The organism is Bradyrhizobium sp. 62, from assembly GCF_023073035.1.
Taxonomy (GTDB): Bacteria; Pseudomonadota; Alphaproteobacteria; order Rhizobiales; family Xanthobacteraceae; genus Bradyrhizobium.
In genome coordinates this window covers 1,495,314-1,509,844 of the sequence record NZ_JADPIT010000015.1, presented here as the reverse complement: position 1 = coordinate 1,509,844, position 14,531 = coordinate 1,495,314, and the positions used below count along the sequence as shown (strand labels likewise).

The 14,531-nt window shown below is 64.3% G+C and carries 13 protein-coding genes; 5 read left to right on the top strand and 8 right to left on the bottom strand.

The features are described 5' to 3' along the window. Positions 1–126 precede the first annotated feature (126 nt). From IVB47_RS17905 to IVB47_RS17875, 7 genes are all read right to left on the bottom strand, one after another. A complete protein-coding gene (locus tag IVB47_RS17905) occupies positions 127–1,371 on the bottom strand; it encodes an acyl-CoA dehydrogenase (protein WP_247462911.1) in 1,245 nt (414 codons plus the stop codon). Between the two features lie 137 nt (positions 1,372–1,508). Next, positions 1,509–2,753: an acyl-CoA dehydrogenase gene (locus tag IVB47_RS17900; RefSeq protein WP_027565575.1), complete on the bottom strand. Its 1,245-nt coding sequence runs from the start codon at positions 2,751–2,753 to the stop codon at positions 1,509–1,511. Positions 2,754–2,767: 14 nt separating this feature from the next. Continuing rightward, a complete protein-coding gene (locus IVB47_RS17895) occupies positions 2,768–3,895 on the bottom strand; it encodes an acyl-CoA dehydrogenase family protein (RefSeq protein ID WP_027565576.1) in 1,128 nt (375 codons plus the stop codon). A gap of 27 nt (positions 3,896–3,922) precedes the next feature. Continuing rightward, positions 3,923–5,794, bottom strand: a complete 1,872-nt coding sequence (locus IVB47_RS17890) for an AMP-binding protein (RefSeq protein WP_027565577.1) — start codon at positions 5,792–5,794, stop codon at positions 3,923–3,925. A gap of 43 nt (positions 5,795–5,837) precedes the next feature. Continuing rightward, the gene (locus tag IVB47_RS17885; protein ID WP_027565578.1) at positions 5,838–6,644 is read right to left on the bottom strand and encodes an enoyl-CoA hydratase/isomerase family protein; all 807 of its coding nucleotides are present in this window, start codon (positions 6,642–6,644) and stop codon (positions 5,838–5,840) included. A gap of 186 nt (positions 6,645–6,830) precedes the next feature. Then, entirely contained in the window at positions 6,831–7,589 is a 759-nt protein-coding gene (locus IVB47_RS17880; protein ID WP_007615252.1) for an SDR family NAD(P)-dependent oxidoreductase, read from the bottom strand. Positions 7,590–7,655: 66 nt separating this feature from the next. Further along, positions 7,656–8,258: a TetR family transcriptional regulator gene (locus IVB47_RS17875; RefSeq protein ID WP_018453285.1), complete on the bottom strand. Its 603-nt coding sequence runs from the start codon at positions 8,256–8,258 to the stop codon at positions 7,656–7,658. A 208-nt stretch (positions 8,259–8,466) separates the two neighbouring features. Between IVB47_RS17875 and IVB47_RS17870 the strand changes: the two genes are divergently transcribed. Further along, a complete protein-coding gene (locus tag IVB47_RS17870; protein WP_247290133.1) occupies positions 8,467–9,639 on the top strand; it encodes an acetyl-CoA C-acetyltransferase in 1,173 nt (390 codons plus the stop codon). A 147-nt stretch (positions 9,640–9,786) separates the two neighbouring features. Continuing rightward, complete coding sequence (locus IVB47_RS17865; RefSeq protein ID WP_247462909.1) at positions 9,787–11,331, top strand: acyl-CoA synthetase; 1,545 nt, start codon at positions 9,787–9,789, stop codon at positions 11,329–11,331. Positions 11,332–11,348: 17 nt separating this feature from the next. On the opposite strand, the gene IVB47_RS17860 is transcribed toward IVB47_RS17865, so the two are convergent. Beyond that, positions 11,349–11,891, bottom strand: a complete 543-nt coding sequence (locus tag IVB47_RS17860) for a methylated-DNA--[protein]-cysteine S-methyltransferase (protein ID WP_247462906.1) — start codon at positions 11,889–11,891, stop codon at positions 11,349–11,351. A 137-nt stretch (positions 11,892–12,028) separates the two neighbouring features. On the opposite strand from IVB47_RS17860, the gene IVB47_RS17855 reads away from it, so the two are divergent. The 3 genes from IVB47_RS17855 to IVB47_RS17845 all read left to right on the top strand — a co-directional run bounded on the left by IVB47_RS17855 (position 12,029) and on the right by IVB47_RS17845 (position 14,530). Continuing rightward, on the top strand, positions 12,029–12,847 hold the full coding sequence (locus IVB47_RS17855) for an alpha/beta hydrolase (RefSeq protein ID WP_247462904.1): 819 nt from the start codon (positions 12,029–12,031) through the stop codon (positions 12,845–12,847). A gap of 2 nt (positions 12,848–12,849) precedes the next feature. Further along, positions 12,850–13,662 (top strand): alpha/beta hydrolase, encoded by an 813-nt coding sequence (locus IVB47_RS17850; RefSeq protein ID WP_247462902.1) that lies wholly within the window; start codon positions 12,850–12,852, stop codon positions 13,660–13,662. 190 nt (positions 13,663–13,852) lie between these two features. Beyond that, positions 13,853–14,530 (top strand): GntR family transcriptional regulator, encoded by a 678-nt coding sequence (locus IVB47_RS17845; protein ID WP_027565584.1) that lies wholly within the window; start codon positions 13,853–13,855, stop codon positions 14,528–14,530. The last annotated feature ends 1 nt before the right edge of the window (position 14,531 follow it).

Sequence of the window (14,531 nt, the reverse complement as noted above, 5' to 3'; positions counted from 1 at the left end):
CCTTCTCTTCGTAAGGTGGGCAAAGGCGCATAGCGCCGTGCCCACCGACAGACTTACCTCGGCGCATCTGCGCATGGTGGGCACGCTTGGCTTTGCCCACCCTACAAGATACAGCGAGAGACTAGATCACCGTCCCTTGGTCGGGATCTTGTTGTACGGCACGTCCTTGTCGACGCGGATGTCGCCCGGCAGTCCCAGCACGCGCTCGGCGATGATGTTGCGCAAAATCTCGTCTGTGCCGCCCGCGATGCGCATCGCGGGCGAGGACAGGAGCATCTGCTGAAACTGGCCCTGAACGGTTTCCTCGTCGCTGCCTGTGAGAACGCCGGCCGCGCCCTGGAGGTCCATGGCGTAGGTTGCGATGTCCTGCAGCATCATGCCGGACACGAGCTTGCCGATCGAATTCTCCGGCCCCGGCCGTTCACCCTTGGACAGTGCCGAGATCGCCCGGTAGCTGGTGTATTTCAGCCCGCTCGACTTCACCGCCCAGCTCGCGAGTTTTGAGCGCACGGCGGGATCGTCGATGGCGAGGCCATCCTCCAGCATCAGATTGGAGCAGAACTCGAACATCTCGGGGACGCCGGTCGCAAGCCGCGAGCCGATCGACATCCGCTCGTTCATCAACGTGGTCAGCGACACGCTCCAGCCCTCGCCCACGGCACCGAGGCGCTGGCTGTCGGGAATGACGACGTCGGTGAAATAGACCTCGTTGAACTCCTGCATGCCGTTGGCCTGCTTGATCGGACGCACCTCGACGCCGGGGCTCTTCATGTCCAGGAAGAACATGGTGAGCCCCTTGTGCTTCGGCACATTGGGATCGGTGCGCGCGATCAAAAGACCGTAGTCGGAATAGTGCGCGCCAGAGGTCCAGATCTTCTGGCCGTTGACGACCCAATTGTCGCCCTTCTTCTCCGCGCGCATGCGCAAGCCCGCGACGTCAGAGCCCGCCGACGGCTCGGAGAAGAGCTGGCACCAAATCTCCTCGCCCGCGGCCAGCCTCGGCAAATGGCGCCGCTTGGCGTCCTCGCTGCCAAAAGCCATCACGGTTGGGCCGCACATGCCCTCGCCGATCTGGAACGGCTGCGTCAGCTTGCCATAGACGCCTTCCTCCTGCTGCCAGATCACCCGCTCGATCGGCGTCGCACCCCGGCCGCCATATTCCTTGGGCCAATGCAGGCAGGCCCAGTTGCCTTCGGCCTTCTTCTTCTGCCAGGCCTTGCCGACATCGACGATGTCGTGGTTGGCGAGCCGGATGCGGCCGAGCGAGGATTTTGACAGCTCGGCCAAAAACTCCTTCGGCGCGTTGGCCTCGACCCATTTGCGCGCGGTCTCGCGGAATGCGGCTTCCTGCGGGGTGTCGTCGAAATTCATGGCGGACCTCTTCGTTCTTGCTCTGTCTTAGTCCCTCATGGTGAGGAGGCGCGCAGCGCCGTCTCGAACCATGTGGCGTCAGTCGGGCCTGCATCCTTCGAGACGCCGCGTTCCGCGGCTCCTCAGGATGAGGATCATCAGCCTCTTCCCTTCGTCGGGATCTTGTTGAACGGCACGTCCTTGTCGACCCTGATGTCGCCGGGCAGGCCCAACACCCGCTCGGCGATGATGTTGCGCATGATCTCGTCGGTGCCGCCTTCGACACGGGTGCCCGGCGCGCGCAGCAGCATCGCCTGGAAGCGGCCGGCGAGTTCGGCATCCTCGCCGCTGACCACTCCGCCCGCGCCCTGCAAGTCCAAGGCATAAGTCGCGACATCCTGGATCATCGAGCCCGCCACCAGCTTTCCGATGGAATTTTCCGGTCCCGGGCGCTCGCCCTTCGACAGCGCGGAGATCGCGCGCATGCTGGTGTATTTCAGCCCGCTCGCCTTCACTGCCCAGTTCGCCAGCTTCGCGCGCACCGCACGATCCTCGATGGCAGGGCCGTCGTCCAGCATCAGGTCCGAGCAATAATCGAACAGCTCGGGGAAGCCGGTCGAGACGGCCGCGCCGATCGCGCTGCGCTCGTTCATCAGCGTGGTCAGCGAGACGTTCCAGCCGTCGCCGACCTCGCCGAGGCGCTGGTGATCGGGAATGCGGACGTTCGTGAAATAGACCTCGTTGAAGTCGGAAGCGCCGCTCGCCTGCTTGATCGGCCGCACCTCGACGCCCGGGCTCTTCATGTCCAGGAAGAACATGGTCAGGCCCTTGTGCTTGGGCACGGTCGGATCGGTGCGGGTGAGCAAAATTCCGTAGTCGGAATAGTGCGCGCCCGACGTCCAAATCTTCTGGCCGTTGATCACCCAGTCGTCGCCGTCCTTTTCCGCGCGGGTTCGCAACCCAGCGACGTCGGAGCCGCCGGCCGGCTCGGAGAACAGCTGGCACCAGACCTTTTCGCCGGAGGCGAGCGGCGGCAGATAGGCGCGCTTATGCTCCTCGCGCGCGAACGCCATCATGGTCGGCCCGCACATGCCGTGGCCGATGATGAACATGCGGGATAGCTGGCCGAACGGCCCCTCTTCCTGCTGCCAGATCACACGTTCGATCGGCGACGAGCCGCGGCCACCATACTCCTTCGGCCAATGCAGACAGGCCCAGCCGGCATCGGCCTTCTTCTTCTGCCAGGCCTTTGCAACGTCGAGGATGTTGGCGTTCTTCAATTGCGTGCGGCCGAGGGAGGATTTGCGGAGCTCGTCCTCGTATTGCTTCGGTGCATTCGCACCGATCCAGGCGCGCGCGGTGGCGCGGAATTCGGCTTCCTGCGGGGTATCGTCGAAGTTCATGACGTTGCCTTTGCCTACGCCGCGTTCTTCTTGCGCATGCGGTCGATCAACTGGTCTTCCCAATAGGACAGACTGCCGAGCCCGAGCGCCATGGCGTTGGCGCGGCGGTAGTACATGTGGCAGTCGAACTCCCAGGTGAAACCCATGCCGCCGTGAACCTGGATGTTGTTCTTGGCGCAGTGCTGAAACGCCTGCGTTGCACTGATGCGCGCGGCTGCAGCCGCTTCCGGCAATTCGCCTGCATTGGTCGAGAGCGCCCAGGCGCCGTAATAGCTGTTGGAACGCGCCAGCGTCGCCGACACGTACATGTCCGCCAGCATGTGCTTGACGGCCTGGAACGAACCGATCTGTCGGCCGAAGGCGATGCGGTCGAGCGCATAGTCGCGGCCCATCTCCAGCGCGCGGTCGGAGCCGCCGACCTGCTCGAACGCGCAGAGCACCGCGGCGCGATCGAGCACTTGAGTCAAGATGCTCCAGCCTTCGCCGGCCGCACCCAGCGGCTCGGCCTTGCAATCCCTAAAAGTAATCTCGGCCTGCCCGCGGGTCGGATCGAGATTGGTCAGGCTTTTCACCTCGACGCCGCCGTCCCTGAGATCGACGATAAACAAGGAGATGTCGCCGTCGCGTCCGCTCGATCCCGTGCGTGCCGCGACCACCGCGAAGTCGGCGATCGCGCCATCGGCGACCGGCTTCTTGACACCGTTGAGCATACCATTGGCAGCCGTGAGCTTGACGTTCTTCGGTGACGGATTGCCTTTTCCCTCGAACAGCGCCAGCGTTCCGATCGCCTCGCCCGAGGCAATCGCCGGCAACCATTTCTTCTTCTGCGCGTCGCTGCCCGCGATCAGCAGCGCTTCGGCTGCGAGATAGACGGTGGAGGAAAACGGCACCGGCGCGTTCGCCCGGCCCATCTCTTCAGCGATCACGCAAAGTTCGAGATGACCGGCGCCGGCGCCACCAAAGTCCTCTGGGATTGCAACACCGAGAAAACCCATCTCGGCGAGCCCCTTCCACAGCTCCTTGTCATACGGCGCCTTGCCGTCGAGAACTGCGCGCACCGCCTTTGGCGAGCATTTCTCAGTGAGGAATTTGCGCGCCTGATCGCGGAGCTGCTTCTGGTCGTCGGAGAAGTCGAAGTTCATGGCGCGTATCCGTGTTGATGATGTCGATTACTTGAGAATGATGACGTCCTGGTCGGGCTTGTCCGCATAAAGCCGCTCGACCAGCGCGGCACGACGTTCCAGGCCGGCGCGCTGGTTGATGTAGCCCTTGTCGGTGAGCTCGTTGCCGTCGATCGAGGGCGGCTCCGCCATCAGCATGGCGCGGGCGATGATGCGACTGCTGGCGCCTTCGCACTCCTTGTTGTGGGCCTCCAGTCCGCGCCTGAAGCAAGCGATCACCTCGGGATGCTTCACTGCATCATCGAAGCTGAGATCGGGATTGCCGACGAGCTGGCGGCAGGCGTGCAGGTTCGGCCAGGCCAGCAGGCCGATGAAAGCGCGATCCTGCCCCGCGACCAGCGCATCATGCACGACCGGCGTCGCGGCTGCGATCGCATCCGTACGGAGCGAGCCGACATGGACGAAGGTGCCGGTGGTCAGCTTGAAGTCCTCGACCACGCGCCCCGCAAAGATGATACCCTTCACCGGATCGGAATCGTCGACGAAGATGCCGGCGTCACCGATGCAATAAAAACCTTCCTCGTCGAACATCTTCTTCGTCAGGTCAGGCTGGCCGAAATAGCCCGGGGTGACGTTGACGCCGCGCAGACGCAGCTCGTATTTCGAGCCGCAGGGCACCATCTTCAACTCGACGCCGGGAAACGGCAGGCCGATCAGGCCGACGCGCTCGGTGTCCCAATAGGTGCCGGTCGAGGTCGGCGCGGTCTCGGTCGAACCCCAGCCGGTGTAGAACACGATGCGCTCGCCGGTGGTCTTCACGGCGAGAGCCTGCATGCGATCGTAGAGATCATCCGGCAGTCGCGCGCCGCCATAGGCCATGATCGAGAGGTTCTTGAAGAAGGATCGGCACAGCCCGTCGTCCTTCTCCATGGCGGCGGCGAGCGCGGCATAGCCCGCGGGGACGTTGGCGTAATAGGTCGGCGATATCTCGCGCAGATTGCGCAGCGTCTCATCGAACTGGCCCGGCATCGGCCGCCCGTCATCGATATAGAGCGTGCCGCCGTCGACCAGGATCGGGTGGAACGCCGCATTGCCGCCCATGGTGTGGTTCCAGGGCATCCAGTCCAGCATGGTCGAGATCGGACCGCCGGGATCGCGCGGTCGCACCTGCATCATCATCGCCGCATTGGCGCACATCATCGCTTGCGTGTTGATGACGGCCTTGGGCATGCCGGTCGAGCCTGACGTGAACAGCAGCTTGCCGACGGTCTCAGGCGCGATCTTCGCGATCGACGCTTCGACATCGGCCGTCACGACTGTCGCCGCGAGCTCGGCAAAGCTGACGCTCGCGATACCCTCGCAGGGCCGCAAGACGTGAACCACGGTGACGCCTGTGAGATCGAGCGCTTTCAGCGCCTTCTCGAAGGTCGGGCCGTCCTGCACCATCACCGCGCCCGGCTTGATCAGGTCGAACAAATATTTCAGCTTGACGTGATCATGGCTCATCAAGGAGTAGGCCGGCGAGACCGGCGCGGCCGGGACGCGCGCCTGCATCGCCGCCTGCGTCATCAGCGCGTGCTCGATCGAATTGCCGGAGAGGATCGTGACCGGGCGACCGTCAAGCGCGAGATTGAGCAGGCCTTGCGTCAGCGCATCCACGGTGCGCTTGGCCTCCCCGTAGGACACCTTACGCCATTCGCGGTTAGGGCCGCCGCGCTGGGCAAGCCAGATCCGCTCGGGCGCTTCCTTCGCCCATTTTGCCAGCGAAGCCGGGATATGCTTCTCGTAGGTCTGCAGCGGGATGCGCGACTTCAGCACCACCGTGCCGTCGTCGCGGCGCTCGACATCGATGTCGCGCGCCAGCCACTCGACCTTGCGAAAGGCGGGCTTCGTCATCACCGCCGCCGCGCTTCCACTCATTTTGCGTCTCCCGGAATTTTTCGTCCTTTACGGATCTTCATTGTCAGCGCCTGATATAGACAGGCTTTCGCTTCTCAAGGAAGGCCCTGATGCCTTCCGAAAATTCCTCGGAGCGGCTGCACAGAACCTGGTTGCGATCCTCCATCGCGATCACGGCTTCCAGCGATCCGGCATCGACGCTCATGTTGAGACATTCTTTGGACAGGCGTAGGCCCACGGGCGAGGCCGCGATCATCGCGTCGACATAGGGTTCGGCGGCCTCATCGAGCTTGTCCTCGTCGACGACCTCGGAGACCAGCCCGACCGCGAGCGCCCGCTCGGCGCCGATGAAGCGTCCCGTGAGGATCAGCTCCGAGGCAACGGAGACACCGACAAGGCGTGGCAGGAAATAACTGGTGCCGATGTCGCAGCCGCCAAGGCCGAGCTTGATGAAGGCGCAGTTCATCCGCGCCGATCTCGTCGCGATGCGGATGTCGGAGGCGAGCGCCAGCGCAAAGCCGCCGCCGGCCGCCGCGCCCTGCACCAGCGCGAGGATCGGCTGCGGACAGCGCCGCATCAGCATCACGATGTCGGCGATGCGCCGCTGCGAATCCAGCGACTCGGTGACATCAGGCGGCTCCTGCTGGCCGGCACGGCGCGCCATCGCCGCCTTGAGATCGAGTCCTGCGCAGAAGTTCTTGCCGGCGCCCTTCAGCACCACGACGCGCGTATCCCGGTTGCGCTGGAGGCCCTGGAAATAGACGTTGAGCGCGTCGATCAACGCACGATCGAGCGCGTTGAGGTGTTCGGGACGATTGAGCGTCACTGTGTCGACGCCGTCATTTTGCTCGATCAGCAGCGGTTGGGACATGAGGCGCCTCGTGCTTGCCGCCATTCGCGGTGCCGATTGCTGCGCCCTCTCCCCTTGTGGGAGAGGGCATGTACGCTGCGAACCCGGAATTCACTTGGGTGAGGGGTCTGTCTCCGTGGACAGAGACCCCTCATCCGGCGCGCTACGCGCGCCACCTTCTCCCACAAGGGGCGAAGGGAGGAAGAGCTACCGCGGCGCCATGCGGATCGCGCCGTCGAGACGGATGGTCTCGCCATTGAGCATCGGGTTCTCAACGATGTGCACGGCCAGCGAGCCGTATTCATTGGCGTCGCCGAGACGCGCGGGATGCGGCACCTGGGCACCGAGGCTCTTGCGGGCCTCTTCGTTCAAACCCATCAGCAGCGGCGTCAGGAACAGGCCGGGGGCGATGGTGTTGACGCGGATCTTCTGGCTCGCGAGATCGCGCGCCGCCGGCAGCGTGAGACCGACGACGCCGCCCTTCGACGCCGCATAAGCGATCTGACCGATCTGCCCTTCGTAAGCCGCGACCGACGCCGTGTTGACGATGACGCCGCGCTCTTCACCGACCGGCTCGATCGTGACGAGGCGCTCGGCGAACAGACGCAGGCAGTTGAAGGTGCCGATCAAATTGACATTGATGATGCGCGCGAACTTTTCCAGCGGGTAGACGCCATCGCGGCCGACGATGCGCTGCGAGCCGCCGATACCGGCGCAGTTCATCAGCACGCGCGCGACGCCGTGCGCGGCTTCCGCCTTGGCGATCGCCGCCTTGATCTGCTCCTCGCTGGTGACATCGGCGTGAAGCGCGATGCCCTTCACTTCGGCGGCAACCTTCTCGGCGTTTTCCTTGCTCTGGTCGATCACGCCGATCTTGGCGCCCTTGGCGGCCATCGCGCGGGCGGTCGCGGCACCAAGGCCCGACCCGCCGCCCGTGATGAGAACGGCTACGTCTTTCAACTGCATCGCTTGTACCTTTCCTCGAACCTTTTCCTTGGGCGTTTCTTCTCTAGACTTCTGCGTTCTGGCCGGTCATCCGGCCGCGGCAGCTTCCTCGATATTCGTGAGAATGCCGCCGCAGATCAGCGTTTCCATATGCTTGATGTATTGCCGGCAAACGTCGTCGGTGACCGGGCCGACGCCGGTCGCGCGTGACATCGCGTGCCGGCCGAAGAACAAATGATCGCAGGCGCCGATCAGGCTGGTGTAGAACAGCACCGGATCGGTGGCGCGGAATTCGCCCTGACTGACGCCTTCGGCGAGCAGGCGGCGATGGAAATCCAGCAGCGGTGCCACGAAGAATTTCGAGACTTCGTCCGCGGAGCCCGCGACGCTCTCGTGCAGCAGATAGTGGATCAGCCGGTTCATATACGGAAACCGGTGATAGGCGCGGATGATGCCGCCGATATGCAGCTTCAACTTGGCGGTCGGCGTGATCGGCTGCGCCAGCAGATACTCGAGATTGGACAGTTCCGTCCCCGCGTCGCGCTCGAGCAGCGCCAGCAGCAGGCCGTCCTTGTTGCCGAAGTGATATTTGACCAGCGCGGCGTTGGCACCGGACTTCTGGGCGATGTCGCTCAGCGAAATCTCGATCGAGGAGCGTTCGATCATCAACTCGCTCGCGGCCACGAGCAATTTCTCTGCTGTGGAATTCTTTCCGCTGGGGAGCCGGTTCGGTACGCTGGTAGTCACGGAGATCCCTGATTTTGGCGCGAGAGCGGCCGCAGATAAGCCCAAGCAGCGCCTCTCCACAAGAGTTAATTGATCGATTGACTAAACGACCAGTCGCCCCTTAAATCCGCCCGACAAGCAACCGTTCAAAATAATCCAGGGAGAAACCGACATGGCCGAGGCTTATATCGTCGCCGCCGCGCGTACCGCCGGCGGGCGCAAGGGGGGCCGCCTCGCCGGATGGCATCCGGCCGATCTCGCCGCGAAGGTACTTGACGAGCTGGTTGACCGCACCAAGGTCGATCCCGCGCTGGTCGAGGATGTGATCATGGGCTGCGTCATGCAGGTCGGCGAGCAGTCCAACAACGTCGCGCGCAACGCGATCATGGCCTCGAAACTGCCGGAGAGCGTGCCGGGTACCTCGATCGACCGCCAATGCGGCTCCTCGCAGCAGGCGCTGCACTTCGCAGCCCAGGCCGTGATGTCCGGCGCGATGGACGTGGTGATCGCCGCCGGCGTGGAATCGATGACACGCGTGCCGATGGGCCTGTCGTCGCAGCTTCCCGCCAAGAACGGCTTTGGCAATTACAAGAGCCCGGGTATCGAGCACCGTTATCCAAACATCGTGTTCAGCCAGTTCACCGGCGCCGAAATGATGGCCGAGAAGTACGGCCTGTCGAAGGATGAGCTCGACGAGTACTCCTACAACAGCCATCAGCGCGCGATCGCGGCAACCCAGGCCGGCCACTTCAAAAAGGAGATCGTGCCGCTCGAGATCACCCGCGCCGACGGCTCCAAGGACACCCACCACATCGACGAGGGTATCCGCTTCGACGCCACGCTCGACGGCATCAAGGGCGTCAAGCTGATCGCCGAGAACGGCAAGCTCTCCGCGGCCAGCGCCAGCCAGATCTGCGACGGCGCCTCCGGCGTGATGGTGGTGAACGAGCGTGGCCTGAAGCAGCTTGGCGTGAAGCCGCTGGCGCGCGTCCATCACATGACCATGATGGGCGGCGATCCCGTGATCATGCTCGACGCTCCGCTGCACGCCACCAAGCGCGCGCTGGAGAAGGCCGGCATGACGATCGACGACATCGACCTGTTCGAGGTCAACGAGGCCTTTGCCTCGGTGCCGACGGGGTGGCTCAAGACCACTGGCGCCGATCCGGAACGTCTCAACGTCAATGGCGGCGCCATCGCGCTCGGCCATCCGCTCGGCGGCTCCGGCACCAAGCTGATGACGACGCTGGTGCATGCCCTGCATCAGCGCGGCAAGCGCTACGGGCTCCAGACCATGTGCGAGGGCGGCGGCATGGCCAACGTGACGATCGTGGAGCGGCTGTAAGCTCTCACGTGTCCCGGACGCGCTGCAGCGTGAAACGCTGCGGCGCAGAGCCGGGACCCATGCCTCACAATGGACCTCGGATCTGCAGCGCACCGCTACGCGCTGCGTTGCGTCCGGGGAACATCACTCCTAGCCGTAAACAGAGACATGACTCACCCCTCCATTCACGCCCGCGCCACACCCGACAAGATCGCCTATCAGATGGCCGGGACCGGCAAGGCGATTACCTATCGCGAGCTCGACGAGCTTTCGAACCAGGGCGCGCACCTGTTCCGCTCGCTCGGGCTGAAGGCCGGCGACCACATCGCGCTGCTGATGGAGAACCGCCTCGCCTTCATGGAGATCTGCTGGGCTGCGCAACGCAGCGGGCTCTATTATACCGCGATCAGCCGCTATTTGAAGCAGGACGAGATCGACTACATCATCGCCGATTGCGGCGCCAAGGTCGTGATCACGACGCCGAAATGCGCCGACCAAATCAAGGCCCTGATCAAGGGTGCGGCCGGGGAGCCGGTCTTCTACATGATGGACGAGCCGCAAGCCGGCTTCCGCTCCTACGACAAGGAAGCCGCCGCGCAGCCGACAACGCCGATCGCCGACGAGGTCGCCGGCTATGACATGCTGTATTCGTCGGGCACCACCGGCCGACCCAAGGGCATCAAGAAGGCGTTCGAGGGCAAGCCGATCGACGAGCCGAACGCGTTTCTGCGCGTCCTCTGCGCCAGCATGTGCGGCATGAACGACGAGACCACCTACCTCTCACCGGCGCCGCTCTATCACGCGGCTCCCTTGCGCTTCAACATGATGGCGATCCTGCTCGGCGGCACTTCCATCATCATGGAGCAGTTTGACGCCGAAGATTTCCTGAAGCTGGTCGAAAAATACAAGGTGACCCACGCGCAGCTCGTGCCGACCATGTTCGTGCGCATGCTGAAGCTGCCGGACGAGGCCCGCAACCGCTACGACGTCTCGACGCTGAAGGGCGCGATCCACGCCGCCGCGCCCTGCCCGGTCGAGGTCAAGGCCAAGATGATCGAATGGTGGGGGCCGATCCTGATCGAGTATTACGCCGGCTCCGAAGGCAACGGCGTCACCGTCTGCAACTCGAAAGAATGGCTGGAGCACCGCGGCAGCGTCGGCCGCGCCGTGGTCGGCAAGATCAAGATTCTGGACGAGAACGACGAGGAACAGCCGACGGGCGAGATCGGCACGGTCTATTTCGCCGATGCGCCGGTTTTCACCTATCACAACGATCCCGAGAAGACGAAGAAGGCCTACAACGCAAAAGGCTGGTCGACGCTCGGCGACGTCGGCTATCTCGACAGTGACGGCTTTCTCTTTCTCACCGACCGCAAGTCCTACATGATCATCTCGGGTGGCGTGAACATCTACCCGCAGGAGACCGAGGACGTGCTCATCACCCACCCCGAAGTCGCCGACGTCGCCGTGTTCGGTGTACCGAACGAGGAGATGGGCGAAGAGGTCAAGGCGGTGGTGCAGCCGCACGATCCCAAGCGCGCCGGCAAGGAGCTCGAGGCCGACCTGATCGCCTACTGCAAGAGCCGCCTCTCGACGATCAAATGCCCGCGCTCGATCGATTTCGAAGCCGAGCTGCCGCGCACGCCGACCGGCAAGCTGGTGAAGCGGCATTTACGCGACAAATATTGGCCGAAGGCGACGGCGAAGATCTAGCCCGCGGCGTCATCGCCTCAGTCGAACAAGCTCGGCGTGTGGTTCACCAGCGCGCCTTCGATCTCCAGCATCTTCAGCTTCGTCACCACGCCGCCATTCGCGGAGAAACCGCCGGGCTTGTTGCCGGCCGCCAGCACGCGATGGCAGGGCACGACGATCGGGCACGGGTTGCGGCCGAGCGCCTGGCCGACGTCGCGCGACAGCTCGACACCGCCGAGTCGCTTGGCGATGTCGCCATAGGTGACGGTCTTGCCCGGCGGAATGGTGCGGGCGATCGCGTAGACGCCACGGTTGAAGTCGGGCACGCCGTCGAGGTCGAGCGGGATGTCGGTGAGGTCATCCGGCTCGCCGGCGAGCAGCTTTGTGATGCGATCGATCGCCTGCTGCACTTCGACGGTCGGTTCGGCTTCGCTGGCGTCGGCATGGCGCTGGCTGATGCGGGTGCGGATCTTCGCCTCGCCGCCCATCGGCAGTTGCGTGCCGTTGATGCCGCGCGGACCCCATGCGATGGCGCACAGGCCGATCTTGCTATCGAACAGGGCAAAATGCTGGTCGGTCATGGTTTGGTCCCTGGCTTGCGTTCCCTCGCATGCCCCCAATGTGAACTGAGCTCAAATCTAGGCTTGGAAATAGTTGCGATCCACCCGGTTTCCGGGAATCTTGCACAGGAGTTCCGCCCCCTGTTCGCGAGCCCAGAATGCAAAGCCTCCACGTCAACGGATACGACATGCCCTATCTCGACGTGGGCGAAGACCGAGGCCGGCCGCCGCTGGTCTGCGTGCATGGTTCGCTCAACGATTTCCGTGTCTGGGGCTGCGTGCTCGGGCCGCTGTCGCAGCGGCACCGGGTGATTGCTGTCAGCTTGCGGCACTTCTTCCCGGCGCAATGGGATGGCGTCGGCGACACCTATTCGATCGCCCAGCATGTCGACGACGTCATGGCCTTCCTTGAAAAGCTCGACCTCGGCCCGGTTGATTTGATGGGCCATTCCCGCGGCGGGCACATCTGCTTCCGCGTGGCGCAGCGGCGGCCGGAGCTGCTCCGGCGGCTGGTGCTGGCCGAGCCCGGCGGCGAACTCGATGCGAGCCTCGACCCCGATTATGCCGGCGGTCCCTCGCCGCTGCTGGCGCGGTTCACGGCCTCGGCCGAGAAGATCGCGGCCGGCGACATTGACGGCGGCCTTGCCGTCTTCGTCGACACGCTTGAAGGCGCCGGCACCTGGCCGCGGCTGCCGGCGCTGGTGAAGCAGAATCTGCGCGACAACGCTTTCACGCTGATCGGCCAGGTCCGCGACAACCGCCCGCCATTCTCGAAGGCGGACGCGGAGTCCATTACGATGCCGACGCTGTTCATCCTGGGCGCACGGACCAAGGGCCTGCTGCCGAAAGTGCTGCATGCGCTCGCCGCGCATGTGCCGTATTCCAGGACGGCGGTCATCCCGAACGCAACGCACCCGATGTTCGAGCAGGCACCGCAGAAATACTCCCAAGTGGTGCTGGATTTTCTGGCGGGCTGATCATGCAGACATTTCGCGTCAACGGTTACGACATGGCCTATCTCGAAGTGGGACGAGGCCCGCCGTTGGTCTGCGTGCACGGCACGCTCGGCGACTTTCGCACCTGGTATTCAGTACTCGGTCCGCTGTCGAAGTCGCATCGCGTGATCTCGGTCAGCCTGCGGCATTTCTTTCCCGAACATTGGGATGCCGTCGGCGACGACTACAAGATGGCCCAGCACGTCGCTGACGTAGTCGCTTTCATCGAGCAGGTCGAACCCGCGCCGGTCGATCTGATGGGCCATTCGCGCGGCGGCCACATCGCGTTTCGCGTGGCGCAGTCGCGGCCGGATCTGTTGCGCAAGCTGGTGCTGGCCGAGCCCGGCGGCGATCTCGATGCAAGCCTGCCGGTGCCTGCGGGCACGCCCGCGCTCCCGCCGCTGGCCGCGCGCACGGCGCGCTCGGTCGAGATGATCCGCGCCGGCGACATCGAGAGCGCGCTGCAGAACTTCTACGAAGGCATCGAAGGCGACGGCTCGTGGCGGCGCGTGCCGGCGGCGGCGAAGCAGCAATTGCGCGACAATGTGATCACCTTCCTCGGCCAGATCAACGAGCAGCGCAGGCCCTACACGCTCGCGGACGCGCAGGCGATCAGGACCCCGACTCTCCTGATCGGCGGCGGCGCGACGACGGGGAGCCTGTCGGTGATGTGGCGCGTGCTGGCCGAGCACATCGCGGGGGCCAAGACGGCCGTGATCCCCAATGCCGGGCACTGGATGTTCGAGCAGGCGCCGCTGGAGTTCGGCGAGGCGGTGAACGCGTTCCTCGCGGAGTAGGCGACCTCACATCTCTTTTCCTTGAAAACAACCCCATGCACAGTAGCCGAGCCCAGCAATATCAATGGCTTGGCGAAGCGCCAAAACAGGGTCGGACGAGGCATTGGCCGCGCTTGACGCCCCTATACTCTCGCCGTACCTTCGAATACGGAATTCTGTATTCCCTGTCATCATCCTCGGAGCTGCCGGCGTGATCCCTCTCGACCCGCTTCCGAACTTGATCGACCAGGTCTATGCGCGGATCCTGGAGGCGATCTCCGACCGCACGCTGCAGCCCGGCCAGCGCATCCGGCAGAACGAGCTCGCCGACAGGCTCGGGGTGTCGCGCCAGCCGGTGTCGCATGCGCTGCACCTATTGCACCGGCAGGGACTCGTCGCCGAAAGCGGCCGGCGCGGCTTTGAAGTCACCCAGCTCGATCCCGCACGCATCCGCCAGCTCTACGAGGTGCGCGGCGCGATCGATGCGCTGGCGGCGCGGCTTGCCGGCGAACGCGCCGCAAGCGATGCGGCGGGACGCGCGCGGCTGGAGGCGGCGCTCGCCGCCGGGCGCGGGATCGATGGCAAGACCACGCTCGCCGAGCTGATCGCGCTCGACGTCGAGTTTCATCGCGCGATCTATCGGCTCTCCGGCAATCCCGTGATTGAGGAGACGATTACTCCGCAATGGCCGCATATGCGCCGCTCGATGGCGACGGTGCTGTCCGAGCTCGATTATCGCGGCAGTGCCTGGGCCGAGCATGCCGACATTGCCGGACACATTCTCGCGGGCGATGCGAAGGCGGCCGAACGTGCGGCGCTTGCGCACGCGCAGACGGCTGGACGGATGACCGAGGAGAGATTGAGGGCGACGGAAGAGGCGGCGGCGTAGC